Here is a 25,370-nt window from a genome sequence, read left to right on the forward strand (position 1 = left end):
CCGGAGGGCAGCGACACATGCCGCCCTCCGGAAGGTCGCGCAGGCTTAGCGGTAGCCCGCAGCTTCCATTGCTTCGTTGGTGATGGCCTGAGCCTTCGCCAGTGCCTCCTCAACGGTCTGCTGACCGGCATAGGCGGCGGAGAATTCCTGGCTTACCTCGGTGGCGATGCCTGCAAACTCCGGAATGGCGGCGAACTGGATGCCGACATAGGGGCTTGGTTCAACCGTGGAGTCGGTGGGGTCTGCGGACAGGATGGAATCCAGTGTCATTTTTGCGAATGGCACCTTCTGGTACTCGGGGTTCTCATAGAGAGACGTCCGCGCACCCGGAGGGACGTTTGCCCAGCCTTCGTTGGCCGCAACAAGCTCGATGTAGTCCTTGGATGTGGCCCACTCGATGAACTGCTTGGCTTCTGCTTCCTGCTCGGTGCCTGCTGGAATGCCCAGCGCCCATGCCCAGAGCCAGTTGGAGCGTTTGCCCAGACCGGTATCGGGTGCCAGCGCGAAACCGACGCTGTCGGCCACGGTGGAATCGTCAGGGTTGGTCACAAAGGAGGCCGCAACCGTTGCGTCGATCCACATGCCACATTTGCCCTGCTGGAACAGATTGAGGTTCTCGTTGAAGCCGTTGGTTGCGTAACCGGCGGGGCCGGAGGCGTCCATCATGCTCTTGTAGAAGTTCAGCGTGTTCGCCCACTGCTCTGTGTCGAACTGTGCATTCCAGTCTTCGTCGAACCAGCGTGCGCCAAAGGAGTTGGACATCGCTGTGATGAAGGCGCCGCCCTCACCCCAACCGGCCTTGCCGCGCAGGCAGATGCCGTTGATCTCATTGTCGCGGTCGGTCATGGCCGCTGCGGCCTCTGCGATGAACTCCCATGTTGGCGCGTCTGGCATTTCCATGCCTGCTGCTTCCATCAAATCCGTGCGGTACATGATCATGGAGCTTTCGCCGTAGAACGGTGCCGCAAAGAGCGTACCTTCGTGGGACAAGCCACCTGCCATGGCGGGCAGAATGTCGCCCACGTCATATTCAGCAGACAGATCATCGAGCGGGACGAGCCAGCCATTGGCACCCCAGATGGGGGTCTCGTACATGCCGATGGTCATGATATCGAACTGGCCACCTTTGGTGGTGATGTCCGTGGTCACACGCTGGCGAAGGACGTTTTCTTCGAGCGTCACCCACTCTACGGCAATGCCGGTCGCTTCGGTAAAGTTGTCTGTGTAGCCCTGCATGCGGATCATGTCGCCGTTGTTCACGGTCGCGATAGTGATCGTTTTGGAATGGCCGTCGGCGAAAGCGCCACTTGCTGTGATCAGCGCGAGCGCCGTCGCAGCACCTAAAGTGCTTTTCAAAGACATCCGGTATCCTCCCTGATTGGATGTTATCGTCCTACGCTAGAGGGAAGGTGTACGCGGCGTCAATATAAATTTTACGCGCGTAAAATATTTCTTGCTCAGGCGGAATCCCGCAAAATCAATGTGCCTTCCAAACGTGTGCTTTTCCATGGGGATACATGGCCGTCGATGGCGGCAAACAGCGCCTCCGCTGCACTTTTGGAAACCGCGTCATACTTGTGAGAGATCGTGGTCAGGGGGGGGCAGGTATACCGCGAATGCGGATGTCCGTCTTGCCCCGCGACCCGAATCGAGCAGCCTTCGGCATGCCCGACACGCAGGCCCCGCTCATAACATGCGGTCAGCAACCCAATCGCCAAACGGTCGTTGCTGCACAGAATGGTATTGGTTGAAAACCGCCCCTCGGACAGGGCCTCATGCCCGCCAACACGCCCGATCTCTTCAAATCCCCAACCTTCGCCAGCAACGGAAATGACCTGCGGCGCGTGGCCAAACCCCTCCATCGCGGTGAGATAGCTCTGGCGGCGGCGATGGGCGTTGGGGTTGGCAGGGGTCTTCATCTCGAAAAAGCAGGGCGGCTCACCGGTGCGGCACAGGTAATCGGTGATGTGGGTGGTGAACTGCGCATTGTCCGAGCCGACAAAGGCGATGCCGAATTCTTCGACGTTGCTGTCAAAAATGAGGGTGGGAATATCGTCGCAGAACTTCTCAAGCACCTTGCGGTCCGATGCGCGCCCAAGAGGGGCCAGCAGGACACCGGCGGGTTTGAGGGACCGCAGATGTTCCAGCACTTCCACCTCCAACGCCGCACTGCCATGGGCGCTGAACAGCGACGGGCGGTAGCCTGCGTCGATGCAGCGGCTCTCCAGACTACGGGCGATCTCGGCAAAGTAAGGGTCGGAGATCAGCGGCACGACGATCCCGATGTTCTTGGTCAGCTTGCGGTTCTGGTTCATCGCAAAGATGTTGGGCCGGTAGTCGTATTTCTCGATCGCGATCTCAATGCGCTGGCGGGTGCTGGGCCGGACGCTGTCGGGATCGTGGAAATACTTCGACACCGTGGGGCGGGAGATCCCGCTGGCGGCGGCAAACTCTTCCATGTTCTTGATCTTGGGCTGTGCCACGGTCACTCCAACACATTCGTGATTTTTCCCTATAGTCAGAATTTCCTTGCCGCGCGTCAATTATTAACTTTGCATTGCAAAGAATGGGTTGGAGACTTCGCCTGCTCGCCCATTTGTGAGCGTTCCAGCCTCGGAATCCGGTGTGCGGATACTATATTCCTGCGGGGAGCGGGCGTGCCTTCCAGGTCCGCATGAAACGAGAATGCCTGAAAGGAGAATGCAATATGACGTCCCCTTTTCTGACCCGCCGGCGTCTGATGGCCACGGGCAGTGCCGCCGTGATGACCGCAGGCGCTGGCCTTGTGTCCCCCGCACAGGCGCAGGGCATCGCCCCGACGCCCACCATGCGCGGTGGTGCCAACAACTATCGTCCCGGTGCGCCAATTGTCGAACGGATCGGCGGCGGCGGGTTCTGGATGACCGGCACCGTGCGCCGCGCGGGTGACGGTATGCCGCTGACAGGTCAGCGCATCCAGATCTGGGCCCATACCACCGAAGGGCATGAACGCGATCCTGAAAGCCACGGCGCGACCCTCACGGATCAGAATGGCGTCTTCCGTCTGGAAATGCCCCAGATCGTCCCCGCCTTCGGGCAACCGCATGGCCATCTGGCCTACGACAGCGGTGATTTTGAGACAGTCTTTCTGCGTCCGGTGATGCCAAGCGCGAAAGACACCAGCCTCAACGTGGATTTTGTGCTGAAGCCGGTCTGACCCCGTGCCCGCTGCACCGACCAGCCCGGCCCGTCGGACCCTGATCTGGGGGGCGCTGGTCATGGCCATTGTCACACCTGTTGTCGCTGCGGGCTTCAGCCCCCTGCTGGCCTGGCGGGAGCCGACCTACATCGTGGCGGGCTTTGCGGGCGTGATCGGGCTGGCCATTCTGTTGCTACAACCGCTGCTGGCAGGAAAGCTCCTGCCGGGGGTGTCTGAGCAGCGCGCACGGCAGGTGCATCGTTTGGGCGGCCTGCTGCTGGTCCTGTCGGTGCTGGTCCACGTCGGCGGGCTGTGGATCACCAGCCCTCCGGATGTCGTGGATGTGCTGCTGTTTCGCTCTCCCACGCCCTTTGCGGTCTGGGGTGTCATCGCGATGTGGGCGGTCTTTGCTGCGGCCTTGCTGGCCGCATTCCGCCGCCGTTTGCGGCTGCGCTGGCGGGTCTGGCGCCTTGGCCATACGGCCCTTGCCGTGATCACGGTTGTGGGCAGTGTCGTTCATGCAATGCTGATCCAGGGCACGATGGAGAGCGTCTCAAAAGCGCTGCTGTGCCTGTTGGTTCTGGCCGTCACGGCCAAAGCGATGGCAGATCTGCGGGTCTGGGCGATCCGCAAGCGGGGGCGCGGTTAGGGGCAGGTCACCCCAGAACCGACAGCCAGAACCAGACGGAAAACACCGAAAGCGCCGTGGCCAGCAGGACGGATGTGGCCGCCACCCGGCGCGCGCGGCCATACATATTGGCAAAGATGTAGGCGTTGAACCCCGGTGCCATGGCCGAGGTCAGCACGGCGGAGCGGAAGAAATCCTGCGGCAGCGACAGCGCGGATCCGAAAAGCCAGACCAGCGCGGGGTGCACGAGCAGCGCAATGCCGCAAACCATCCCGATGGCTTTCATATCGCCTTCGGGTTTGTACTGGATCAACACACCACCAAGGGCAAACAGAGCCGCAGGCAGCGCGGCGCGCACGATCAGCGACAGCGCGTCATCCACCACGCCGGGGATCGGCAGGCCGGTAACATTGACCGCGAACCCGGCAAGTATGCCGATGACGAGCGCATTGCGGAACATCGCACGTCCCACCGATTTGGCCAATTGTCCGGGCGACTGCCCGCGGTTGCGCACAACCTCCATCACCGTGATGCCCAGCCCGTAGCAGAACGGCGAATGGAACGCGATGATGGCGAAATTCCCGGTCAGCGCATCAGCGCCATAGGCGCGCTCTGAAATCGGCAGACCCAGCAGGACGGAGTTGGAAAACAAGCAGCAAAAGCCGATGGCCACGCAGTCCTCCCAGTCGCGGCGAAAGATCAGCCGCGCCCCGGTCATCCCCAGCGCAAAACAGATCGCCGCCCCGGCATAAAAGCTCAGCAGCAGCGTGGGATCGAAGGAGGCCGACAGATCCAGCCCGGCGATGGCCTGAAACAGCAGGCAGGGGATGGCGAAGTTCTGCGTAAACCGCATCACCCCGTCGATGCCTGACACTGGAAACAACCCGCGCCAGACTGCCACGTAGCCAAAGCCGATCACCAGAAAGACCGGCAGAATGACGTCGAGAAGCGTTTGCATGGGCGCGGCCTTTGCGCGTGAAGGAGGGGCCTAGCCCAGCGGGAAGGTCAGTTGCATCCCGTCATAGGCGGGCTGGATGTGATCCGGCGTCTCCGCCAGCAGGGTCTGATAGTCGAGGTCATTGTGCATGTTCGTCAGAACAGCCGATTTCGGCGCCATCTTTGCGATCCACTGAAGCGTGTTGTCCAGATGGCTGTGGGTCGGATGCGGGTCACGGCGCAGCGCATCCACGATCCAACATTCCAGATCTTCGAGATAAGGCCATTTGTCATCTGGTATATCAATAACATCAGGCAGATAGGCGACGTTGTTCATGCGAAACCCCAAGGCGTCCATGCCGCCATGCCCCACAAGGAAGGGGGTAAATGTCAGCGCGCCACCTGCGCCGTCAATGGTCACGTCTCCGTCAATGTCATGCAGGTCCAGAATGGGCGGATACATTGACCCTTCGGGCCGGATGAACGCATAGCCAAACCGCTCCAGCAGTGCGGCTTTGGTGGGCGCGTCTGCCCAGACGGGAAGGCGCGCGCGCATGTTGATCACGATCATCCGCAGATCATCGAGCCCATGGACGTGATCGGCATGGGCATGGGTATAGATCACCGCATCCAGCCGCCCGATGCCTGCCTCCAGCAGCTGGTTGCGCATGTCCGGGGAGGTGTCGATCAAGACCGATGTGGTCCCTTCTTCCGTGACCCGTTCCACCAGAGCCGAACAGCGCTGCCGCCGGTTCTTCGGCTCATTGGGATCGCAGGCACCCCATTGCCCGCCCAGACGCGGCACGCCGCCTGAGGATCCGCACCCCAGAATGGTGATCCGCATCTCGGCCATCAGGCGGCACCCTGATAGGCAGCGGCCTTGGCAAAGAGGCGGTCAAAGTTGGCTTGGGTCTGCGCCGCGAAAGTCGGGTAGTCGACGCCAAAGGTCTCTGCCGCGCGGGCGGCGGTGTGGGCAGTGAAAGCGGGCTCATTGCGTTTGCCGCGATGGGGCGGCGGCGCGAGATAGGGTGCGTCAGTCTCAACAAGGATACGGTCCAGCGGGGCAGCCGCAAAAATATCCCGCAACTCGGTCGACTTGGGAAAGGCCGTGATCCCCGACATGCTGAGGTAAAACCCCAGATCCAGCGCCGCCCGCGCCAAGTCCGCCGAAGACGAAAAGCAGTGCATCACGCAGGCATAGGCCCCGTTTGCATGTTCCTGAGCCAGAATGCGCGCCATGTCCTCATCCGCATCCCGTGCATGGATGATCAGCGGCAGCCCGGTCTCCCGTGCCGCTGCGATGTGGATGCGCAGGGAGGTCTTTTGGATCTCCGCGCTGTCGGAGGTGTAGTGGTAGTCGAGCCCCGTCTCTCCGATGCCCACCATCTTGGGGTGCCGGGTCAGGGCGATCAATTCGTCTGTGCTGGTCAGCGGCTCTTCTGCCGCTGACATCGGATGGGTGCCCGCAGCGTAGAAAACCGGTGCATGCGCCTCCGCGATGGTGCGGACCGCCGGTTCGTTCCGCAGGCGGGTGCAGATCGTGACCATGCGCGTCACACCAGCATCCGCCGCGCGCGCAATCACCTCCGGCAATTTCCCTTCAAAATCAGGGAAATCCAGATGGCAATGGCTGTCGGTGATCTGGGGAAGGCTTGGGTCGGTCATGCTGTGGGGGCCTTGCTGGGCGCGCTTTCGCTGATACTCAGCAGGGTATCTAGGACCAGTGAGGCAGGGTCAAGGTTGACCGCCAACCCGTGTTGGACGCGGGCCGAGACCCGTTGCTGCACATCCGCCCAGACGCGGCCCTGATGCGGTGAGGGCGCCAGGCGCATCAGCAGGCTGGGTTCCTTGGGGCTGACACGCGGTTCAGGGGGCGCACCGGTCGCACCGGTCCGGGCGAGACGGGCCAGAAACAGATCGATGAGGCTGAACAGCAGGTCGCGCTTTTCCTCCCCGCCGCGTGCCGCAGCAGCTTCGGCCAGTTTCAGCGCGCGGGCGCGGTCGAGCAGGGGCAGGGTGTCCATCAGGCTGAGTAACTCGGCGTACATTCTGGTCCCATCAAGCAGCGAAAGCCGCAGGGCCGCCCCAACCGAACCGCCTGACAAGGCGGCAAGCGCATTGGTGTCGGCGGTAATCTCCACCCCCGATTGCGTCAGCGCCTGAGCCATCTGGTCGGGGCCAAGCGTGCCCAGACGCAAGGTGCGACATCTCGAACGGATGGTGGGCAGCAGGGCAGAGGGCTGATGGCTCAGCAACAACAGGGTCGCGCGGGCAGGGGGTTCCTCCAGCATCTTCAGCAGGGCATTGGCGGCATTCACATTCATGTCGTCCGCCGCGTCGATGATCACAACGCGCCGCCCGCCATCGGCTGAGGACATCTGGAAAAAGCCGTTCAGCGCGCGGATGTCATCCACCACGATCTGCTGGCGCAGGCGCTTGGTGTCGGGGTTCACGCTGCGCGTGACGGATTTCAGCCCCGGCTCCCCGCCCGACGCAACCCGGTGGGCGACCGGGTGGTCGTCCGGAATGGTCAGGGTCGTTGCAGGCTCCGGCGCGAACATGCCGCCGTCGTCGGGGTCCGGTGTCGCGAGCAGGAACCGCGCGATGCGCCAGGCCAGCGTGGCTTTGCCCACGCCCTGCGGGCCGGTCAACAGCCAGCCATGGTGCAATTTGCCGGTGTTGAACGCCTCCAGAAAAGCCGCCTCCGCCGCGTCCTGACCGATCAGGTGCAGGGTCTGGCGTGGATGTGGCGCGCCTTCAAGGCGGTCCGGTTGGAGGGGCTCGTCGCTCATGGGGTGGTGTTACCCAACTCGGGCCGGGAAGGGAATGCCGGGTTCAGCAGTTGGGCACGTTGACAGCCAATCCGCCAAGAGAGGTTTCCTTGTATTTCTCTGCCATGTCTTCGCCGGTCTGGCGCATGGTCTCAATACAGGCATCCAGCGGCACAAGATGCGTGCCGTCGCCCCGCAGGGCCAATGACGCGGCAGAGACCGCCTTGATCGCGCCCAGCCCATTGCGTTCTATACACGGCACCTGCACCAGCCCTTTGACAGGATCGCAGGTCATGCCCAGATGATGCTCCAGCGCAATCTCTGCTGCATTCTCAACCTGTTCCGGCGTGCCGCCCATCACGGCGCACAGCCCTGCCGCCGACATGGCTGCCGCCGATCCCACTTCCGCCTGACAGCCCGCTTCCGCGCCGGAGATCGAGGCGTTGAATTTCACCAACCCGCCAATCGCCGCCGCGGTCAGCAGAAAATCCTCGATATGCGCGGTGGAGGCGCCCGGCACATGGTCGAGGTAATAGCGCAAGGTCGCGGGCATCACGCCCGCCGCCCCATTGGTGGGCGCTGTCACAACCTGCCCGCCAGCGGCGTTTTCCTCGTTCACGGCCATGGCATAAACGCTCATCCAGTCGTTGATCGTATGGGGCGCGGATTGGTTCTGCCCCCGCTCCGCGATCAGCGCGTCATGGATGCCCTTGGCGCGGCGTTTCACGGACAGACCGCCGGGCAGAATGCCTTCGGTTGTCAACCCACGGTCAATACAATCGTTCATCACCTGCCAGAGGCGCCTGGCACCGTCGCGGAGGTGAATTTCCCCATTTCGGGCGACCTCATTCGCGCGTTTCATCTGGGCGATGCTCTTCCCCGATTGTGACGCCATTTCAAGCATTTCGGTGGCGGACTTGAAGGGGAACGGGATCGGCGCGCCTTCTTCGCTGTCCTTGCCAGCGGCAAGTTCCGCCTCGGTCATCACAAAACCACCCCCGATGGAATAGTAGGTCTCCCGCAGGGTCACATCGCCTTGTGCATCGGTGGCCATCAGCATCATGCCATTGGCATGGCCCTCCAGCCGGGTTTCATAGTCGAAAATCAGGTCAGTTTTCGGCGTGAACGACAAGGGCGGCAAGCCATCCACGGTGATCTGATGCGTCTCGTCGATCGCCTTCAGCGTCTCCTCGGCCCTGTCCGCGTCGTAGTCTTCCGGTGTGAACCCTGCCAGCCCCAGAATGGTCGCGCGGTCCGTCGCATGGCCAACGCCCGTAAAGGCCAGCGATCCATGCAGCGAGGCGCGCAGCCCCGCGAAATGAAAGGGCGAGGCGCGCATCAGGTCCAGAAACCGCGCGGCAGCCACCATGGGCCCCATCGTATGGGAGGAAGACGGGCCAATGCCCACTTTGAACATGTCGAAGACGGAAAGAAACATGGGACACACAGTGTTAGGAGACAGATCATCAAGGGTATCGCCGTCCGGCAGAGGATTCGCAACCGCGCCGACAGCTTGACACGACCTAGCCCATCGAACGCCCGGCGCGGCGTGCCGTATACGACCCTTCAGGAGAGAATGAGACGGGTTCGGCCTTTTCGGGAAAGGATTTGTTAACCCTGTTGGCCTAGCTCTTGGACATATGAGACAACTGTTTGCGCTGCTTTTTGCTGTTCTGGCCCTGGCCCCATTGAATCCTGCGCTGGCTCAGGATGCCGCCGCCCTGATGACCGCGCTTGAGGCGCGCACCCCCGGCGCTGTCCTCAAGGACCTGCGTCATGCGCCTGACCGTTTCCTGACCGAAGCGGCGGGTGTCATTCTGGGCTTTGGCGGCGCGGATGGGCTGAGCGCCCCGCAGATCGAAGACGCCATCATGGCGGAACGTGCCCGTGTGCGCGCCCGCGAACTTCGCCGCTTGCTGGAACTGGATCTGAACAACGACCTGGCGCTGCAGCCGCGGGAACTGGATGTGGCCGTTGCGGCGTCCAGCGCCGTGATGCGCGGCAGGCGCGTCAGCTGGCACATGGCCGCCGATACCAATGATGACGAAACCGTCAGCTGGCCCGAACTGCGCGCCTACGCCGATCTCCGGGCCCGCGCGGCGCTGGATGCCACGTCGGCGGATGCAATGCGCGCGCTGATGGTGTTTGACACGGACAATGACGCGCGCGTAACTCTTTCGGAACTCAAGGCAGCGGTGCGGATACTTGGCGCAGCAACATAGGTCAGGGCAGGGATGAATGCGGTTGGCAATCCACTGACAGGCAGGCGTGCATCCAGCATCTGGCGACTGAACGGGAAAAAACCCGCCTCTCGCCTCTCGCACCTTCGGGCAATTGGTCTTATACCCACGATTGAAACCGATAAATGGAGCTGCCCCATGTCCGGAGAACTCTCCCCCATCGACAAAGCAAAGTTTGTCGCTGCCAAACGCGCCGCGCAATATGTCGAGGATGGCATGCGTGTGGGATTGGGGACCGGATCAACCGCCGCCTGGCTGGTGCGCTGTCTGGGGGAAATGGTCCGCGAGGATGGATTGAAAATCCGTGGCGTGCCCACCTCGACCCGGACTGCGATGCTGGCGCGTGAAGTGGGCATTCAGGTGATCAGCCTGGATGAAGCGAAATGGCTGGATCTGACCATCGATGGCGCGGATGAATTCGACGGTGATCTGAACCTCATCAAGGGCAGCGGCGGCGCATTGTTGCAGGAAAAGATCGTCGCCACAGCCAGCGATCAGATGGTGGTGATCGCCGACATCGGCAAAGAGGTGGAGCATCTGGGCGGCTTCCCTTTGCCCATCGAAGTGATCCCCTTCGGCTGGCAGACCACGCAGGCGCTGGTGGAGGAGACGCTGATTAGCATGGATGTGCTGGGCCGCTCAACCAGCCTGCGCATGAACGGCGACACGCCGTTTGTCACGGATGAGGGCAATCACATCCTCGATCTGCACCTCAATCGAATCGGCAACGCGCGGCAATTGGCGCTGGTGCTCAACCAGATGCCGGGCGTCGTGGAAAACGGGTTGTTCATCGACATCTGTGACGCGGTTGTGATCGGCTATGGGGACGGCCGGGTCGATGTGCGCGACATCAACGAAGGCACGGTGGCGACAGAACGGCTCGATTTCGTGGAAAGTGATAACCTCTTCGCAGACCTGTCTGAGTAGGACGCGCGCGCCGCACGCGGACCATGTCCTGCTCCATCGGGCGCGGCAGCTCTGCCACAACAGCCAGTGGCGCCCGCAACACCGCCTTGATATGGCCATTGCACGCCACCGCACCTATAAGGGCGCGCAACCACAGCCCGGCACAGGAGACAGACCTTGGCGCAAGACACATTCGACTACGATCTATTTGTGATTGGCGGCGGCTCCGGCGGCGTGCGTGCGGCGCGGGTCGCTGCGGGGGAGTATGGGGCAAAGGTCGCGCTGGCCGAAGATGACCGCTATGGCGGCACATGTGTGATCCGGGGATGTGTTCCGAAAAAGCTGATGGTCTTCGCCTCCGGCTACGCCGAGGTTGTGGAGGAAGCGCGCGCCTATGGCTGGGACCTGAAAGACGGCCCCTTTGATTGGGACGCTTTCCGTGGGCGCATGAACGCAGAGCTGGACCGCCTTGAAGGGGTTTATCGCAAGCTGCTGTCGGGCTCGGATGTGGAGACGTTTGACCTGCGCGCCACGGTCAAAGACGCCCATACCGTCGCGCTGTCGGATGGGACAACAAAGACCGCCAAGCATATCCTTGTCGCGACGGGCGGCTACCCGGTGCGTCCGGACATTCCCAATGCCGATCTTGGCATCGTGTCGGATGACATCTTCCACCTCGACACACTGCCAAAGTCGATCCTGATCATCGGCGGCGGCTACATCGCCTGTGAGTTCGCGTGTATTTTCAATGGCCTTGGTGTCGAGGTGACGCAATACTACCGCGGTGCACAGGTGCTGCGGGGCTTTGATGAGGAAGCGCGCGGGCTGGTTGCGGAAAGCATGCGGGAGAACGGCGTGAACCTGCATCTGGGCACCAACATCCTTGAGATGGCTCCCGCCGCGTCCCATGAGGAGGGTCCAAGCCCGACCGGATCGGACGCCTCCATGGGCGCCACCGCGCAGGATGCGCTGGCGCTGCGCGCACAGACAGGCAGCAAGGGCGCCTCCGGGCCGATCTGGGTCAAGTCCACCACCGGCGCTGAGCAGGTCTTTGACATGGTGCTGTTTGCCACCGGGCGGGACCCGTCGACCCGCAACATGGGGCTGGAGGAAGCGGGTGTCGCTTTGGGCAGGCGCGGGGAGGTTGTGGTGAATGAATATTCACAGACCGCCGTGCCGTCGATCTACGCTATTGGTGATGTGACCAACCGCGTGGCGTTGACACCTGTGGCGATCCGCGAGGGGATGGCGTTCGTGCAGACGGTCTTTGGTGGAACACCCACAGCCGTTGACCATGACCTGATCCCGTCGGCGATTTTCACCCAGCCCGAAATGGGCACCGTGGGCCTGAGCGAGGAAGATGCCCGCGCCCAGGAGGAGGTTGAGATCTACTGCACCTCCTTCCGCCCGATGCAGACCGCCTTTGCCGACAAACCCAACCGGGTGTTGATGAAGCTCGTCGTGTCCAAGGCCACGCGGGTCGTGCTGGGCTGTCACATCGTCGCACCTGCGGCGGGGGAATTGATCCAGATGGTGGGGATCGCGGTCAAGGCAGGGCTGACAAAAGAACAATTCGACATGACATGTGCGGTGCATCCGACCATGTCCGAAGAACTCGTGACCATGCGCAATCCGATGCGTTCGGCTTGATTTTCATCGGATACTGCACATTTCTGATAGGACGCGCCGCGCAATGCGGCACATGAAGGGAATATAGGACAATATGGCTGGTAACACAGGCGGCCCCTGGGGAGGGGGCGGAGGCAACAAAGGTGGCGATGGTGACCGCAACAATGGTGGCGGTGGCGACCGTGGGAGCAACGGCGGCGGGCGTGGTCCCGGCGGCGAAAAGCCCCAGATCCCCGAGATCGACGAACTGGTCAAGAAAGGCCAGGAGCAGCTGCGCGTCCTGATGGGCGGCGGTGGCGGAAATCGCCCCAACGGGACAGGCGGTGGCGGTGGCGGCGGTGGTCCGTTGCTGACTCGCGGTACTGTGGGCCTGGGTGTCTTGGTTGCCGCGGCAGCCTGGCTCTTTGCCAGCATCTACACCGTGCGCCCGGAACAGCAGTCCATTGAACTGTTTCTGGGGGAATTCTCCTCCATCGGCACCGAAGGTCTGAACTTTGCACCTTGGCCCGTGGTGACCGCAGAAGTCTTCGACGTGACCACCAACCGCACCGAAGAGATCGGCGTGGGGCGGGGCACCTCTGACAACGATGGCTTGATGCTGACCACGGACGAAAACATCGTCGACATCGATTTTCAGGTGGTCTGGAACATCAAGAACGCGAAGGATTTCAAATTCTCGCTGCGCGATCCTGATGCTTCTGTCCGGGCGATTTCTGAATCCGCCATGCGCGAAGTCATTGCACAGTCCGAACTGGCCCCGATCCTGAACCGGGACCGTGGTGCTGTGGCCGACCGGGTCAAGGAACTGATCCAGCTGACCCTTGATAACCGCAATACCGGCATCAACGTGCTGCGTGTTAACGTGAACAAGGTGGACCCGCCCAGCCAGTCTGTGGTCGTTACCAACGCCGATGGCACCACCAGCCAGGCTTCTGTTGTGGACGCCTTCCGCGACGTTCAGGCAGCGGAACAGGAACGCGACCGGGTGGAGCGTCAGGCGGATGCCTATGCCAACCGGCGCACCGCTGAAGCACGGGGTGAAAGCGCGCAATTGCTGGAAGCCGCCGAAGGCTATCGCGCCCGTGTCGTCAATGACGCCATCGGTGAGGCAAGCCGGTTCACGGCTGTTCTGGCGGAATACGAGCAGGCCCCCGAAGTGACGCGCAAACGTCTCTATCTCGAAACAATGCAGAAGGTGCTGGGCGACGTGGACAAGATCATCCTCGAAGGCGGCACCGGTGGCGGCGCGGCGCAGGGCGTTGTGCCCTATCTGCCGCTCAATGAACTGCGACGCAGCAGCGGAGGGTCGAACTGATGCGGAAAACAGGTTTTCTCATTCCCATCCTGGTCATCATCATCGCTGGCCTGATGTCCTCGATCTTTATCGTGGACGAACGTGAAAAGGTTCTTGTGCTGCGATTTGGCCAGATCAAACAGACCGTGACGGAACCCGGCATCGGCTTCAAACTGTCGGTCTTTGACGAGGTGGTCCGGTTCGAGGACCGTATCCTCTCGCTCGAAACCGAGCTGATCGAAGTCACACCTGCCGATGACCGCCGTCTGGAAATTGACGCCTTCGTGCTCTACCGGATTGACGACATCGTGCAGTACCGTCAGGCGATTGGTGTGGGCGGCGAACGTCAGGCGCGCAGCGACCTCAGTGGTATTCTGGAATCCCAGATCCGCGCCGTTCTGGGTTCGCAGGGTGTGACCTCCAACACGATCCTGTCCCCCGAACGCTCTGCCCTGATGGACCAGATCCGCGAACGGTCTGACCGTCGGGCACAGGCGCTGGGCCTCAAGGTGGTGGACGTGCGCCTGCGCCAGACCAACCTGCCGGAGCAGAACTTTGACGCGACCCTTCAGCGGATGATCGCGGAACGGGACCGGGAAGCGACAGATGAACGCGCCCGTGGTTCAGAAGCCGCGCAGCGTGTGACGGCTCTTGCGGATCGTACCTACGAAGAGATCCTGTCAGAGGCGCGCCGGGATGCCCGGATCATCGAAGGTGAGGCAGACGCGGAACGGAACCGCATCTTTGCCGAAGCCTACAGCCGCAATCAGGAGTTCTTTGAGTTCTATCGTTCGCTGACAGCATATGAGGAGGCCCTGAAAGGGTCCAACTCCACCATGGTGATGTCGCCGGATTCGGAGTTCTTCAACTACCTGCGCTCAGATCAGGGCAGCCGGTCTGAGGAAGGCGAACGTCCGTGAGCGTTCTGCTGCTGGCCCTCGGGTTGGTGATGATTTTCGAGGGGCTGGTGTACGCACTGGCCCCTTCGCTTTTGGAACGCATGCTGGAAATGCTGCGCCAGATGCCGACAGAGGCGGTCCGCCAGATCGGTGGCATCGTGGTGGTGGTGGGCGTCGCTTTTGTCTGGCTGGCATTCCAGATCGGGTTCTGAGCGCCGCCAGAGCAATAATTGTTGCAAGAAACAGCCCTGCCGTATCGCTTTTGTGAAGGCGGGCAGTGCCCACCGTGGCTTGAAAACGCCCATTCTGGCCACATCTTTGGTGTTGCGGCAGACACGGCCAACAGGCACTCTGCCTCCCAAGAGGTTCAGAGCGTAAGCTCCAAGACGACAAAGCAGGAGACGACCCATGCAGTCACCGGTCAAACCGGCAGTGGCACAGACCGCTGCCCGTCCGACAACAAACAGATCCGTTTATCAAGCCCTTGCACTGATGGTGCTGGCAGCAACCTTTGTGGTTTTGCAAGCGGTGGCATCATGGGCGAAGCCCGAAAGTCTGGCCCCCCTGGCTGAGCAGATCAGCCCCTCGGTGGTCAACATCACCACCTCCACGGTGGTCGAAGGGCGCACCGGCCCGCAGGGCATCGTGCCCGAAGGCTCTCCTTTTGAGGATTTCTTTCGCGAATTTCAGGACCGCAACAACAACGGTCAGGGCAATCGCCCGCGTCGGTCGTCTGCACTGGGGTCGGGTTTTGTGATTTCCGAAGACGGCTATGTGGTGACCAACAACCACGTCATCGAAGGCGCGGATGAGATCACCATCGAATTCTTCTCTGGTGAGGAACTCGAAGCCAAGGTGATCGGTACCGATCCCAACACCGACATCGCGCTGTTGAAAGTCGAAGCCGACAAGCCACTGCCATTTGTGACTTTCGGCGACAGCAACACCGCCCGTGTGGGCGACTGGGTCATCGCCATGGGCAACCCGCTGGGGCAGGGGTTTTCGGTTTCCGCAGGCATCGTGTCTGCGCGCAACCGGGCGTTGTCGGGCACCTATGACGACTACATTCAGACCGATGCTGCCATCAACCGCGGCAACTCGGGCGGGCCGCTTTTTAACATGGATGGTGACGTGATCGGCGTGAACACCGCGATCCTGTCGCCCAACGGCGGTTCCATCGGCATCGGCTTTTCCATGGCCTCCAACGTGGTGACCCGCGTGGTCGACCAGTTGAAGGAATTCGGCGAAACGCGGCGCGGCTGGCTGGGTGTGCGCATCCAGGACGTGACCGATGACATCGCCGAAGGTCTGGGGCTGGAGAAAGCCGCAGGCGCGCTGATCACCGACGTGCCGGATGGTCCGGCCAAGGACGCCGGTCTGGAAACCGGCGACGTGATCCTGTCCTTTGACGGCGTCGATGTGGCCGACACACGCGGTCTTGTCCGTCAGGTTGGCAACTCCGCTGTGGGCGCTTCCGTGCGGGTGACCGTCCTGCGCGAGGGCAAGAGCCAGACGATCAAGGTTGTGCTGGGCCGCCGCGAAGACGCCAATGGCGCAACACCCGCCGCACAAACCACCCCGGATGAGCCCGAGGCACCTGCAACCGCCACCATGATGGGCCTGACGCTGACACCGCTCACGGATGAAATCCGCGAAGAACTGGGGGCGGATGCCGGTATGGCCGGTCTTGCCGTGACAGACATCGACGAGACTTCTGAAGCCTTTGAAAAAGGTCTCCGGGTGGGTGATATCATCACCGAGGCAGGTCAGCAGAAAGTGGCAAGCATCGCCAACCTCGAAGAGCGGATCAAAGCTGCGAAGGACGCAGGGCGCAAATCTCTGTTGCTGCTAGTGCGCCGCGCAGGCGACCCCCGCTTTGTGGCGCTCAGCCTGCCGGAGTAATCCGAGACCTTTGACAACCACCAGAAGGGCGCCCCGCAGGCGCCCTTTTTTGTGGCACTACTCTGCCACCAGTTCGACGGCTACCAATCCCAATTGCCGCGCCGTGGCCAGCGACAGCACGCCGGAGGGCAAGCCCTCGCTCGATTGCAACTGTAACACCGCGGCCCGCGTCGCGGCATCCATCTGGCCGGTGACAGGACCGGCGTAGAAGCCGCGCACCGCCAAGGCCCGCTGCAAGGTTTCCACAAAGGCGGGCGTCATCACTTCGGGGCAAGGGGTTTCGAACCAATTGTCCCGACGCGGCGTGACGATCTGCTCCCGCACCTCGTTGCGAAAGACCGGCAGCTTGGTGATCGTGCCATCCACGCTCACCTCTGCCGGGCTGACCTGCACCTGCTCGCGCACCTGCTCCACCACCGCAGGGCTGACGGTGCGGCCCCAGCAGCTGCCCGGTGCCGCCCCGTCAGGGCCATTGCGCGTGGCTTCCAGCACACCGGGTTCGGGGGCCTCCACCGCGGGAGCTTCCGTCTCACACCCGGCCAGCACCCCCAGCCCGAACGCCAGGATCACAGCCTTGGGCCGTGCGAATGTCATGGATGCCTGTGTCATGGCCCAATGCCTCATGGGTCTGCCTTTTGCGCCAGCCTAACGGCTTTGCCCGGTCCTGCCTAGCGGGCTTTGCGCCAACCTGCGGCGGCGGAAAGGCATTGCCACAAAAGGACTGGCAGACCCGCAGGGTCAGCGTTACATACACCTGCACGAGATCATTAGCAGAAGGGCGCCCCAGATGGCCAAGATCACCTATGTAGAACACAACGGCACGGAGCACGTGGTGGATGTGGCCAACGGCCTGACGGTCATGGAAGGCGCACGCGACAACAACATTCCCGGCATCGAAGCCGATTGCGGCGGTGCCTGTGCCTGCTCCACCTGCCATGTCTACGTGGATCCGGCCTGGGTCGACAAATTGCCCGCCAAGGACGACATGGAAGACGACATGCTCGACTTCGCCTATGAAGCCGACCCCACCCGCTCCCGCCTGACCTGCCAGCTCAAGGTCACGGATGCGCTGGATGGGCTGCGCGTGCAGATGCCGGAAAAACAGATCTGATGCGCCTCTGGGCGGCGGTGACATGGCTTGCGCTGGGCACTTTCGGGGCCACGGCGCAGACCATCACCGACGCCCGGTTCACAGGGCCAACAGATCGCTATGCCCACGGCATTCTTGGCGATGCCATCGAATGGGGCACGCTTGAGATCGACGTCGCCCGCGACGGGGAAACCCGGACCCTGCGCATCGACCTGCCCGAAGATCATGTATTTGAGGATGTTGCCCCCCGCCTGTGGGACCTGACCGGCGACGGATCGCCCGAGGTCGTCGTGGTCGAAACGGACGTCTATCAGGGCGGCGCGCTTGCCGTTTATGGCGCCACCGGCAAACTGGATGAGACACCCCACATCGGCCAGCGCAACCGCTGGCTTGCGCCCATCGGGGCGGCGGACCTGGACGGGGACGGTGTGATCGAAGTGGCCTATATCGACCGCCCACACCTCGCCAGGACACTGCGGGTCTGGCGCTTTGAGGGTGGCAGGCTGCGCCATGCCGCCGCGCTGGGCGGGCTGACCAATCACCGCATCGGGGAACGTGACATCGCGGGCGGCATCCGCAGCTGTGCAGGCGCGCCTGAAATGATCCTCGCCACCGCCGATTGGGCGCGTCTCGTGGCCGTGACTTTCGACGGGGAGGCGTTCAAAGTCACCGACATCGGACCCCACCAGAACCGCCAGAGCTTCGCAAAGGCGCTTGCCTGCAAATGATCCGCGCGCTCTGCCTGATCCTTGCGCTGGCCCGTGCGGCTGAGGCGCAGGAACAAATCACCCCCGACGCTTTCCTCGACCGTGCCGATCAACGCACCCTGACGTTTGAGCTTTACCCCTATGGCGGCGTTGTCGGCGTGGAACAATTCCTCAGCCGCGCGCGCACGGTCTGGGCAACGCCGGATGGCACCTGCACCTACGGCAGGATCGAAGTGCGCGGGCCGCAGGTCTGTTTCATCTACGAAGACCTGCCCACACCCGAACACTGCTGGGTGCCCTATGATCAGCAGGGCCTGACCGTGCTGATCTCCCCCCAATTCAACATTCAAAAGGTCACGGAGGTCAGCCGCCAACCGGTCATCTGTGAAGACGCGCCGCTTTCGTGAACGGACCCTCCGGCCCGTGGGAGCACCGCCGCCCCCTCTCTTTTTGGCCCTAGAGCAGCCGCAGGCCTTGAAATTTTCTTCTTCAGAAAATTTCAACCCGCCACACCAGCCCTGCAGGATACATCTGCGCTCAAAGCGCCCGCCACCCGATGTCACGCCTGCAAAATCCATCCGCCCAGTCGATCTGGTCGACCATCGCATAGGCCCGTGCCTGCGCCTCTGCCAGCGACGCCCCCCGTGCGGTGACGTTCAACACCCGCCCCCCCGTGGCCACGATATCCCCGCCGGATCGCCCCGTGCCTGCGTGAAACACCATGTTGGCGCTGTCTTCCGGCACGGCATCCAGCCCACCAATGACGCTGCCCTTGGCGTAACTGCCCGGATAGCCATTGGCCGCCATCACCACGCTGATCGCATGATCTTCCGCCCAGTTCACCTGCATCTCGGCCAACCGGCCTTCCGCACAGGCCTGCATCAGGTCAAAGGCCTGCGCGCCCAGCCGCATCATCAACACCTGACACTCCGGATCCCCAAAGCGCACGTTGTATTCCACCAGGCGCGGAGCGCCGTCCTTGATCATCAATCCAACGTACAGAACCCCCTGATAGGGCATCCCCCGCCGCGCCATCTCTGCCATGGTGGGCCGCACGATTTCCGCCAGAGCGCGCTCTGCAATTGCGTCGCTCAAGACGGGCGCGGGGGAATACGCCCCCATGCCGCCCGTGTTTGGCCCGGTATCCCCGTCCCCCACACGCTTGTGGTCCTGCGCCGTGCCAATCGGCAGCACATCCTCCCCATCGCAGAGCACAAAGAATGACGCCTCCTCGCCTTCCATGAATTCCTCGATCACCACCTCTGCGCCCGCATCGCCAAAAGCGCCGTCAAACATGGTCTCAACCGCCGCCTGCGCTTCCGCATCCGTCATCGCAATGATCACGCCTTTGCCTGCTGCCAGCCCATCGGCCTTGATCACAATCGGCGCGCCTTGCGCGGCCACATAAGCCAAAGCCGATGCCGCATCGGTGAAATGACCATAGGCCGCCGTCGGCGCCTGTGCAGCATCGCAGATCTCTTTGGTGAAGGCCTTGGAGGCCTCCAACTGCGCCGCCGCCGCCGAGGGCCCGAAGACCTTGAACCCGGCGTTGCGCAGATCATCGGCCACACCCGCGGCCAGCGGCGCCTCCGGCCCTATGATCACAAAATCAATGCTGCGTTCCTCGCAGAAACTCACCACCGCAATGCCGTTGAGAATGTCCAGATCCGCACAATCCGCAATCGCTGCAATCCCGGCATTGCCCGGTGCCACCACCAGACGGTCGCACTTGGGGTTCTGCATCACCGCCCAGGCCAGCGCATGTTCGCGTCCACCACTGCCTAAAATGAGGATGTTCATCGCGCTCTCCCTTGGCCTTCAATGCCCCGCGTTCTAAGCTGGCACAACGCCAGATACAAGGACGCCCCATGGACCTGCTCGACGACCCCACGCCGGGGTCAAACACCCCCGAATTCACCGTCTCCGAAATCGCGGGGTCGGTGAAGAAACTGGTGGAATCCGAACTCGGCTGGGTCCGCATCAAGGGGGAGGTGGGCCGCGTGGTGCAGGCCCGCTCGGGGCATTTGTATTTCGACCTCAAGGACGACCGCTCCGTTCTGTCGTGCATGACGTGGAAAGGTCAGATCCCGCAACTGGGCCTGATCCCCGAGGAAGGCACCGAAGTCGTGGCCGAAGGCAAAATGACCGCCTCCGGCTTCCAGTCCAAATTTGCGCTTAACGCCCAGCGCCTCGCCATCGCCGGCGAAGGCGCGCTGATGGCCCTGCTGGAGAAACGCAAAAAAGCGCTGGCTGCCGAAGGGCTGTTTGATGAGGCGCTGAAAAAGCCGCTGCCCTATCTGCCTGAAATCATCGGCGTCGTGACCTCCCTGCAAGGGGTGGTGATCCGCGACATCATGCACCGCCTGCGCGACCGGTTCCCGCGCAAGGTGCTGGTCTGGCCCGTCGCGGTGCAGGGGCAGGCCTGCGCGCCCGAAGTGGCCCGCGCCATTGCTGGGTTCAACGCAATGACGCCGGGTGGCGCGATGCCACGCCCGGATCTGCTGATTGTCGCGCGGGGTGGTGGATCGGTCGAAGACCTCTGGGGCTTTAACGAGGAAATCGTGGCCCGCGCGGCTGCCGCTTCTGAGATTCCGCTAATCTCGGCCGTGGGGCACGAAACGGACACCACCCTGATCGACTTTGTCTCCGACAAACGCGCCCCCACGCCGACGGCGGCGGCGGAACTGGCAGTGCCCGTGCGGCACGAACTGGTCGCCTGGGTCGAAGGGCAGGCCGCACGGATGAGCCAGCTTGTGAGCCAGGGCATCACCACACGCGGCCAGCGCTTGCGCGACATGGCCCGCGCCCTGCCGCGTGCCGATGCCTTGCTGGACACCCCGCGCCAACGCCTCGACCGCGCGTCAGAGCAATTGGGCCCCGCGCTCATCTCCGGCGTCCAGCGCCGCCGCGTCCGGCTGGCCGATGTCTCGGGCGGATTGCGCGCCGCCACCTTGCAGCGCCGTGTGGAAAACGACCGTCGCCGCCTGCACGAACTCTCCGCCCGGCTTGGCCCGGCGCTGGACCGCAGCGTCGCCACGCGGCGCGACCGCTTTGAAACCCGCGCCCGCGCCTTCCGCCCCGAAGCCCTGGTGCAGGATCAACAGCGCAAGGCGCAGGATTTTGGCCGGCTGGTGACCCGCCTGTCTGACAATGGCACCCGCCGGATCAACACCTTGCGCGACCGGATCACCGCGCTGGACCGTCTGCGCGAAACGCTCAGCTACAAAGGCACATTGGCACGCGGCTATGCGGTCGTGCGGGGTGATGGCGCTGTGGTCACCTCAACCAAGGCTGCCAAGGCCGCCCAAACGTTGGAAATTGAATTTGCCGACGCCCGGATGACACTGGGGGCAAAGCCTGCCGCAAAGAAAACCAAGACCAAACCAGAGGATCAGGGCACCCTCTTTTAGTACAGGCACCCGGCCCATCTTCCAAATGGTTCTAAAAACCCCGCCGGAGGCTTGTGGTTTTCCGCCCCGGAAAACCTCAAATCATACCCAGAGCAGCCAACCCAAAACCTGAGGCCCTCAGGTTTTGGGTCGGCTGCTCTAAACGCCGATCCTCGGCCCCAGACAGATCATCTCTTCATCCGTGTCCTGCGCCTCATAAAGCTCTGTCGTCTCGGGATTGTTCTCAAACCGCGCAATCAGACCGCGCGCGCCCAGTTCAAAACTCCAGCATTGCGGGTCGGGGTTGTCCTCATAGACAAAACAGATCAACCCATCCGCCTCATACCATTCCCCGTCCTTGCATTCCCCATCCAGAAACGACCACTGCACGCGGCGGTTGTCCAGATAGATCTCCGCCCCGTAGGCACTGCCACCCCGGCCATAAAACAGCGTCTTGCCGCGGGTGTAGGTGTCAAACTCCTCCGCGGACATGGTCGATTGCGCCGCAATCGGCGTGGACAAGGCAAGGCTCAGGCACAGAACAAGACATCTGATCATCATGGCATCAGCCTGCCACGACCACGGGGCAGAGACCAGATGCCAAAGCGCCTCACGCGGGGTTTTGCCAGTGCGCGACCCGGCGGTCCATCACCCGGCGCCACAGCGGCGGGACCAGCGCGACCACCGCCATCACGGGCAGGGAATGGGGCAGCATCGGCATCCGGTCCGCATCCAGTTCGAGCGCGGGAAAGGCCTTGCCGGGCCGCATATGGTGGTCGGAATGGCGTGGCGCGTTCAGCATCATCGCCGATGAATACCACTTCGGCGCATTCCAGCTGTGCTGTGGACCAACGGGTTCGGGCTTGCCGCTTGGCTGGATCTGCCGCCGCAGACCGTAATGCTGCACATAATCCGACAACAGCAGCTGCACCTGTGCGTAAGCCGCGATGCCAAGATGGATGGCCAGACCCTTGCCACCAAGAAAGGCGAAGGAAAGGGAGAGAACCCCAATCCCGCCAAGCACATAGCCCACATATGGATGGCTGAGCGGGGGCCGCCTGCCGCCCCGCGACCGGTGTGCGTTTTCCGCCCGCAAGCCAGCCATAAACTCCCCACGCATGGCCCGCAGGCAATAGCGCCAGAACCCTTCACCTGCGCGGGCGGAATTGGGGTCCGCATCCGTCGCGGCATGGACGTGGTGCACCCGCAGATGTGCGGAAACGTGGTGCCCGTGCAGCATGGATGTATAGATCGCCGCCCCCAACCGCCGCAGCGGGCGGGCCTGCGCGTGGATAAGCTCATGCGCGTTGGAATTTGAAATCTGGCCGAAAAACAGCCCCAGCCCGGTAAAGATCAACACCTTGTCCAGCAGGTCCAGATGTGGCCCCGCCGCCAGCGCCCAGATGCCCACCCCCAGCAGCGGGAAATGCGCCGCTGCCAGCGTCAGGCTGACCGCGCGCCCGTCGGCCTCCGACACCGGCACTTGCCGCGTCAGCTTGTCGGCAAAAAACACCACCACCGTGATCGACAGCACTGCCGCCAGCGGAAACACACCGCCCCACAGGCACGCCAGCGCCAGAAGCGCGGCAGGGGTCAGGCTGGCGATGGCGTACCACAGCATGGGCGGGCTCTCGTTACGGGTCAGAAGTTTCGTATCGGCGAAATTGGGCGAGACAAAGAACACATCATGGCGCAACCGCCGCGCAAAGGGTGGATAATCTGTCGTTTTTTATCCGCTGATATGGAATAGCTTTGGTAGGAATGGCCACGCAGAGCTAAAGGAGCGGCACATGGCGCTGGATGATCGGAAAAAAGCGGGTGGGGACGCACCCGGCAAAGGCGTGTGGAAATCCGGCAAAGGCAAGGGTCGCCACCATACCAAGGGCCGCCAGTTGGAAGATCAGGCATGGTCCGACGTGCAGGAGCTGCTGGGCGACCAGCCGCGCCGCGCCGATCTGTTGATCGAATTCCTGCACCTCATTCAGGACCGCTACGGCTGCCTGTCCGCCGCCCACCTGCGCGCGCTGGCCGAAGAGATGCGCATGTCCATGGCCGAGGTCTATGAAGTTGCGACCTTCTATGCCCATTTCGACGTGGTCAAAGAAGGCGAAACCCCACCCCCCGCGCTGACCATCCGCGTCTGCGATAGCCTGTCGTGTGAGCTGGCCGGCGCCCAGCAGTTGAAGAAAGCGCTGGAAGACGGCTTTGATGCCGCCGAAGTCCGCGTGCTGCGCGCACCCTGCATGGGACGTTGCGACACGGCCCCGGTGCTGGAACTGGGCCACAAGCACATCGACCACGCCGATGTGGACAAGGTCAAAGCCGCCATCGCCGCCAAGGACACCCACGCGGTGATCCCCGACTATCAGACCTATGACGCCTATGCCGCCGAAGGCGGCTATGCCGCGCTCAAGGACCTGCGGGAAAACGGCAATTGGGAAGACGTGCAGGAAAAAGTCCTGTCCTCTGGCCTGCGCGGATTGGGCGGCGCCGGGTTCCCGTCGGGCAAGAAATGGGGCTTTGTCCGCGCCAACGCAGGCCCCCGTTACCTCGCTGTAAACGGGGACGAAGGCGAGCCGGGCACTTTTAAAGACCGCTACTACCTTGAGCGTGTCCCGCATCTCTTCCTTGAGGGGATGCTGATCGCCGCATGGGCGGTGGAGGCGGAGACCTGCTTTATCTACATGCGCGACGAATACCCCGCCGTGCTGCACATTCTGGCAAAGGAAATCGCCGCACTTGAAGCGGCGGGCGTCGTCGAGAAGGGCTACATCGACCTGCGCCGCGGGGCAGGGGCCTACATCTGCGGTGAGGAATCCGCGATGATCGAAAGCATCGAAGGCAAACGCGGCATGCCGCGCCACCGCCCGCCTTTTGTGGCGCAGGTGGGTGTCTTTGGCCAGCCCACGCTGGTCCATAATATCGAGACATTGCATTGGGTTGCCCGCATCTGCCGGGAAGGGCCGGAAGTGCTTTCGGGCACCGAAAAGAACGGCCGCAAGGGGTTGCGCAGCTATTCCGTCTCGGGCCGTGTGGCCAATCCGGGCGTGCATCTGTTGCCTGCGGGGTCCACGATTACGGACATCATCGAAGCCTGCGGCGGCATGGCCGACGGCCATGTGTTCAAAGCCTACCAACCCGGCGGCCCCTCTTCAGGTCTGCTGCCTGCGACGATGCACGACATCCCGCTGGATTTTGACACACTGCAACCGCACGGCAGCTTCATCGGGTCTGCGGCGGTCGTCGTCCTCTCTGAGACCGACAGCGCCCGCGCTGCTGCGCTCAACATGCTGCGGTTCTTCGAGGATGAAAGCTGTGGCCAGTGCACACCCTGCCGCGTTGGGTGTGAGAAGGCCGTGAAGCTGATGCAGGCCGATACATGGGACCAGCCGCTGCTGGAGGAACTCTCCACTGCGATGGTCGATGCCTCCATCTGCGGGCTGGGACAGGCGGCACCAAACCCCATTCGCATGGTGATGAAGCATTTCGCGGATGAAATCTGAAGGGCCGCGCGCCCTTCCATCTGACCGCGCCAGCTTATACATCGGGTCAAAGACCTGAGTTCACTGGCGCGGAGACCCCCCTTTGGCATTTTTCAAGAAGCTCAAAGAGCGGCTGTTCAAATCCTCATCCAAGATTGATGAGGGGTTGGAGGCGATCGTCAGCGATGGTGGTGAGGAAGAAACGCTTGTCGTAGAGACGGGCGCGGCGGAAGCCGAGGCGGAGCGTCAGGCGGCAGCGGCGCGCGAAGCGGAAGCGGCGCGTCTGGCGGCAGAGGAAGAAGCCCGCCAGGAAGCGGCG

At 62.6% G+C, this 25,370-nt stretch carries 25 protein-coding genes; 14 read left to right on the forward strand and 11 right to left on the reverse strand.

Features of this window, described 5'->3' with window-relative positions; all coding sequences use genetic code 11:
* Positions 1 to 45: 45 nt before the first annotated feature.
* Positions 46 to 1,362 (reverse strand): sugar ABC transporter substrate-binding protein, encoded by a 1,317-nt coding sequence (locus Q1A91_RS05890; protein ID WP_299874301.1) that lies wholly within the window; start codon positions 1,360 to 1,362, stop codon positions 46 to 48.
* A gap of 95 nt (positions 1,363 to 1,457) precedes the next feature.
* The gene (locus tag Q1A91_RS05895) at positions 1,458 to 2,483 is read right to left on the reverse strand and encodes a LacI family DNA-binding transcriptional regulator (protein ID WP_299874303.1); all 1,026 of its coding nucleotides are present in this window, start codon (positions 2,481 to 2,483) and stop codon (positions 1,458 to 1,460) included.
* A 224-nt stretch (positions 2,484 to 2,707) separates the two neighbouring features.
* Here Q1A91_RS05895 and Q1A91_RS05900 point away from each other — a divergent pair, with 224 nt between their 5' ends.
* Positions 2,708 to 3,196 (forward strand): twin-arginine translocation pathway signal, encoded by a 489-nt coding sequence (locus tag Q1A91_RS05900; RefSeq protein ID WP_299874305.1) that lies wholly within the window; start codon positions 2,708 to 2,710, stop codon positions 3,194 to 3,196.
* A gap of 61 nt (positions 3,197 to 3,257) precedes the next feature.
* Positions 3,258 to 3,827, forward strand: coding sequence for a ferric reductase-like transmembrane domain-containing protein (locus Q1A91_RS05905; protein WP_299876122.1), 570 nt, complete (start codon positions 3,258 to 3,260; stop codon positions 3,825 to 3,827).
* 7 nt (positions 3,828 to 3,834) lie between these two features.
* On the opposite strand, the gene Q1A91_RS05910 is transcribed toward Q1A91_RS05905, so the two are convergent.
* From Q1A91_RS05910 to Q1A91_RS05930, 5 genes are read right to left on the reverse strand one after another with little or no spacing between them, the layout of a single operon-like run.
* Complete coding sequence (locus tag Q1A91_RS05910; RefSeq protein ID WP_299874308.1) at positions 3,835 to 4,764, reverse strand: AEC family transporter; 930 nt, start codon at positions 4,762 to 4,764, stop codon at positions 3,835 to 3,837.
* 30 nt (positions 4,765 to 4,794) lie between these two features.
* Positions 4,795 to 5,595, reverse strand: coding sequence for an MBL fold metallo-hydrolase (locus Q1A91_RS05915; protein ID WP_299874311.1), 801 nt, complete (start codon positions 5,593 to 5,595; stop codon positions 4,795 to 4,797).
* A complete protein-coding gene (locus Q1A91_RS05920) occupies positions 5,595 to 6,407 on the reverse strand; it encodes a TatD family hydrolase (protein WP_299874313.1) in 813 nt (270 codons plus the stop codon). Before Q1A91_RS05920 ends, Q1A91_RS05915 begins: the two co-directional genes overlap by 1 nt.
* Positions 6,404 to 7,534 (reverse strand): DNA polymerase III subunit delta', encoded by a 1,131-nt coding sequence (locus tag Q1A91_RS05925; RefSeq protein ID WP_299874316.1) that lies wholly within the window; start codon positions 7,532 to 7,534, stop codon positions 6,404 to 6,406. The genes Q1A91_RS05920 and Q1A91_RS05925 overlap by 4 nt, the downstream gene beginning before the upstream one ends.
* Positions 7,535 to 7,577: 43 nt before the next feature.
* Positions 7,578 to 8,951: an L-serine ammonia-lyase gene (locus Q1A91_RS05930; RefSeq protein ID WP_299874319.1), complete on the reverse strand. Its 1,374-nt coding sequence runs from the start codon at positions 8,949 to 8,951 to the stop codon at positions 7,578 to 7,580.
* A gap of 202 nt (positions 8,952 to 9,153) precedes the next feature.
* On the opposite strand from Q1A91_RS05930, the gene Q1A91_RS05935 reads away from it, so the two are divergent.
* The 7 genes from Q1A91_RS05935 to Q1A91_RS05965 all read left to right on the forward strand — a co-directional run bounded on the left by Q1A91_RS05935 (position 9,154) and on the right by Q1A91_RS05965 (position 16,383).
* A complete protein-coding gene (locus Q1A91_RS05935; RefSeq protein ID WP_299874322.1) occupies positions 9,154 to 9,735 on the forward strand; it encodes a hypothetical protein in 582 nt (193 codons plus the stop codon).
* A 156-nt stretch (positions 9,736 to 9,891) separates the two neighbouring features.
* Positions 9,892 to 10,680, forward strand: coding sequence for a ribose-5-phosphate isomerase RpiA (gene rpiA, locus Q1A91_RS05940; protein ID WP_299874324.1), 789 nt, complete (start codon positions 9,892 to 9,894; stop codon positions 10,678 to 10,680).
* Positions 10,681 to 10,836: 156 nt separating this feature from the next.
* Positions 10,837 to 12,309: an FAD-dependent oxidoreductase gene (locus tag Q1A91_RS05945; protein ID WP_299874327.1), complete on the forward strand. Its 1,473-nt coding sequence runs from the start codon at positions 10,837 to 10,839 to the stop codon at positions 12,307 to 12,309.
* A gap of 73 nt (positions 12,310 to 12,382) precedes the next feature.
* The gene (gene hflK / locus Q1A91_RS05950; RefSeq protein WP_299874329.1) at positions 12,383 to 13,603 is read left to right on the forward strand and encodes an FtsH protease activity modulator HflK; all 1,221 of its coding nucleotides are present in this window, start codon (positions 12,383 to 12,385) and stop codon (positions 13,601 to 13,603) included.
* The gene (gene hflC / locus Q1A91_RS05955) at positions 13,603 to 14,502 is read left to right on the forward strand and encodes a protease modulator HflC (protein WP_299874332.1); all 900 of its coding nucleotides are present in this window, start codon (positions 13,603 to 13,605) and stop codon (positions 14,500 to 14,502) included. Before hflK ends, hflC begins: the two co-directional genes overlap by 1 nt.
* A complete protein-coding gene (locus Q1A91_RS05960) occupies positions 14,499 to 14,693 on the forward strand; it encodes a DUF2065 domain-containing protein (protein ID WP_299874334.1) in 195 nt (64 codons plus the stop codon). The genes hflC and Q1A91_RS05960 overlap by 4 nt, the downstream gene beginning before the upstream one ends.
* A gap of 280 nt (positions 14,694 to 14,973) precedes the next feature.
* Positions 14,974 to 16,383 (forward strand): DegQ family serine endoprotease, encoded by a 1,410-nt coding sequence (locus Q1A91_RS05965; protein ID WP_299876123.1) that lies wholly within the window; start codon positions 14,974 to 14,976, stop codon positions 16,381 to 16,383.
* A 57-nt stretch (positions 16,384 to 16,440) separates the two neighbouring features.
* On the opposite strand, the gene Q1A91_RS05970 is transcribed toward Q1A91_RS05965, so the two are convergent.
* The gene (locus Q1A91_RS05970) at positions 16,441 to 16,992 is read right to left on the reverse strand and encodes a peptidoglycan-binding domain-containing protein (protein ID WP_299874337.1); all 552 of its coding nucleotides are present in this window, start codon (positions 16,990 to 16,992) and stop codon (positions 16,441 to 16,443) included.
* A gap of 178 nt (positions 16,993 to 17,170) precedes the next feature.
* On the opposite strand from Q1A91_RS05970, the gene Q1A91_RS05975 reads away from it, so the two are divergent.
* From Q1A91_RS05975 to Q1A91_RS05985, 3 genes are read left to right on the forward strand one after another with little or no spacing between them, the layout of a single operon-like run.
* Entirely contained in the window at positions 17,171 to 17,494 is a 324-nt protein-coding gene (locus tag Q1A91_RS05975; protein WP_299874340.1) for a 2Fe-2S iron-sulfur cluster-binding protein, read from the forward strand.
* Complete coding sequence (locus Q1A91_RS05980; RefSeq protein ID WP_299874343.1) at positions 17,494 to 18,201, forward strand: VCBS repeat-containing protein; 708 nt, start codon at positions 17,494 to 17,496, stop codon at positions 18,199 to 18,201. Before Q1A91_RS05975 ends, Q1A91_RS05980 begins: the two co-directional genes overlap by 1 nt.
* Positions 18,198 to 18,587, forward strand: coding sequence for a hypothetical protein (locus Q1A91_RS05985; protein ID WP_299874346.1), 390 nt, complete (start codon positions 18,198 to 18,200; stop codon positions 18,585 to 18,587). Before Q1A91_RS05980 ends, Q1A91_RS05985 begins: the two co-directional genes overlap by 4 nt.
* A 130-nt stretch (positions 18,588 to 18,717) precedes the next feature.
* Here the strand turns inward: Q1A91_RS05985 and purD are convergent, their stop codons facing one another.
* The gene (purD, locus tag Q1A91_RS05990; RefSeq protein WP_299874348.1) at positions 18,718 to 19,980 is read right to left on the reverse strand and encodes a phosphoribosylamine--glycine ligase; all 1,263 of its coding nucleotides are present in this window, start codon (positions 19,978 to 19,980) and stop codon (positions 18,718 to 18,720) included.
* 68 nt (positions 19,981 to 20,048) lie between these two features.
* On the opposite strand from purD, the gene xseA reads away from it, so the two are divergent.
* Positions 20,049 to 21,590, forward strand: a complete 1,542-nt coding sequence (xseA, locus tag Q1A91_RS05995; RefSeq protein WP_299874351.1) for an exodeoxyribonuclease VII large subunit — start codon at positions 20,049 to 20,051, stop codon at positions 21,588 to 21,590.
* A gap of 138 nt (positions 21,591 to 21,728) precedes the next feature.
* Here xseA and Q1A91_RS06000 read toward each other — a convergent pair whose 3' ends face one another.
* Entirely contained in the window at positions 21,729 to 22,130 is a 402-nt protein-coding gene (locus tag Q1A91_RS06000; protein WP_299874354.1) for a hypothetical protein, read from the reverse strand.
* A 49-nt stretch (positions 22,131 to 22,179) separates the two neighbouring features.
* Positions 22,180 to 23,190 carry an alkane 1-monooxygenase gene (locus Q1A91_RS06005; protein WP_299876124.1) on the reverse strand — a complete coding sequence of 337 codons (1,011 nt, stop codon included), beginning with the start codon at positions 23,188 to 23,190 and terminating at the stop codon, positions 22,180 to 22,182.
* A gap of 169 nt (positions 23,191 to 23,359) precedes the next feature.
* Here Q1A91_RS06005 and Q1A91_RS06010 point away from each other — a divergent pair, with 169 nt between their 5' ends.
* Entirely contained in the window at positions 23,360 to 25,072 is a 1,713-nt protein-coding gene (locus tag Q1A91_RS06010) for an NAD(P)H-dependent oxidoreductase subunit E (RefSeq protein WP_299874357.1), read from the forward strand.
* Positions 25,073 to 25,370 lie beyond the last annotated feature (298 nt).

The organism is uncultured Sulfitobacter sp. (assembly GCF_947500075.1).
In the GTDB taxonomy this organism is placed as follows: domain Bacteria; phylum Pseudomonadota; class Alphaproteobacteria; order Rhodobacterales; family Rhodobacteraceae; genus Sulfitobacter.

Bases quoted from the DNA above. Each gene is read 5' to 3' on its own strand.
- Q1A91_RS05930 (WP_299874319.1), bottom strand. From the start codon at position 8,951: ATGTTTCTTTCCGTCTTCGACATGTTCAAAGTGGGCATTGGCCCGTCT.
- Q1A91_RS05920 (WP_299874313.1), bottom strand. From the start codon at position 6,407: ATGACCGACCCAAGCCTTCCCCAGATCACCGACAGCCATTGCCATCTG.
- Q1A91_RS05985 (WP_299874346.1), top strand. From the start codon at position 18,198: ATGATCCGCGCGCTCTGCCTGATCCTTGCGCTGGCCCGTGCGGCTGAG.
- Q1A91_RS05970 (WP_299874337.1), bottom strand. From the start codon at position 16,992: ATGACACAGGCATCCATGACATTCGCACGGCCCAAGGCTGTGATCCTG.
- Q1A91_RS06005 (WP_299876124.1), bottom strand. From the start codon at position 23,190: ATGCTGTGGTACGCCATCGCCAGCCTGACCCCTGCCGCGCTTCTGGCG.
- xseA (WP_299874351.1), top strand. From the start codon at position 20,049: ATGGACCTGCTCGACGACCCCACGCCGGGGTCAAACACCCCCGAATTC.
- Q1A91_RS05980 (WP_299874343.1), top strand. From the start codon at position 17,494: ATGCGCCTCTGGGCGGCGGTGACATGGCTTGCGCTGGGCACTTTCGGG.
- Q1A91_RS05915 (WP_299874311.1), bottom strand. From the start codon at position 5,595: ATGGCCGAGATGCGGATCACCATTCTGGGGTGCGGATCCTCAGGCGGC.
- hflC (WP_299874332.1), top strand. From the start codon at position 13,603: ATGCGGAAAACAGGTTTTCTCATTCCCATCCTGGTCATCATCATCGCT.
- Q1A91_RS06010 (WP_299874357.1), top strand. From the start codon at position 23,360: ATGGCGCTGGATGATCGGAAAAAAGCGGGTGGGGACGCACCCGGCAAA.
- Q1A91_RS05975 (WP_299874340.1), top strand. From the start codon at position 17,171: ATGGCCAAGATCACCTATGTAGAACACAACGGCACGGAGCACGTGGTG.
- Q1A91_RS05965 (WP_299876123.1), top strand. From the start codon at position 14,974: ATGGTGCTGGCAGCAACCTTTGTGGTTTTGCAAGCGGTGGCATCATGG.
- purD (WP_299874348.1), bottom strand. From the start codon at position 19,980: ATGAACATCCTCATTTTAGGCAGTGGTGGACGCGAACATGCGCTGGCC.
- Q1A91_RS05910 (WP_299874308.1), bottom strand. From the start codon at position 4,764: ATGCAAACGCTTCTCGACGTCATTCTGCCGGTCTTTCTGGTGATCGGC.
- rpiA (WP_299874324.1), top strand. From the start codon at position 9,892: ATGTCCGGAGAACTCTCCCCCATCGACAAAGCAAAGTTTGTCGCTGCC.
- Q1A91_RS05935 (WP_299874322.1), top strand. From the start codon at position 9,154: ATGAGACAACTGTTTGCGCTGCTTTTTGCTGTTCTGGCCCTGGCCCCA.
- Q1A91_RS05900 (WP_299874305.1), top strand. From the start codon at position 2,708: ATGACGTCCCCTTTTCTGACCCGCCGGCGTCTGATGGCCACGGGCAGT.
- Q1A91_RS05925 (WP_299874316.1), bottom strand. From the start codon at position 7,534: ATGAGCGACGAGCCCCTCCAACCGGACCGCCTTGAAGGCGCGCCACAT.
- Q1A91_RS06000 (WP_299874354.1), bottom strand. From the start codon at position 22,130: ATGATGATCAGATGTCTTGTTCTGTGCCTGAGCCTTGCCTTGTCCACG.
- hflK (WP_299874329.1), top strand. From the start codon at position 12,383: ATGGCTGGTAACACAGGCGGCCCCTGGGGAGGGGGCGGAGGCAACAAA.
- Q1A91_RS05890 (WP_299874301.1), bottom strand. From the start codon at position 1,362: ATGTCTTTGAAAAGCACTTTAGGTGCTGCGACGGCGCTCGCGCTGATC.
- Q1A91_RS05905 (WP_299876122.1), top strand. From the start codon at position 3,258: ATGGCCATTGTCACACCTGTTGTCGCTGCGGGCTTCAGCCCCCTGCTG.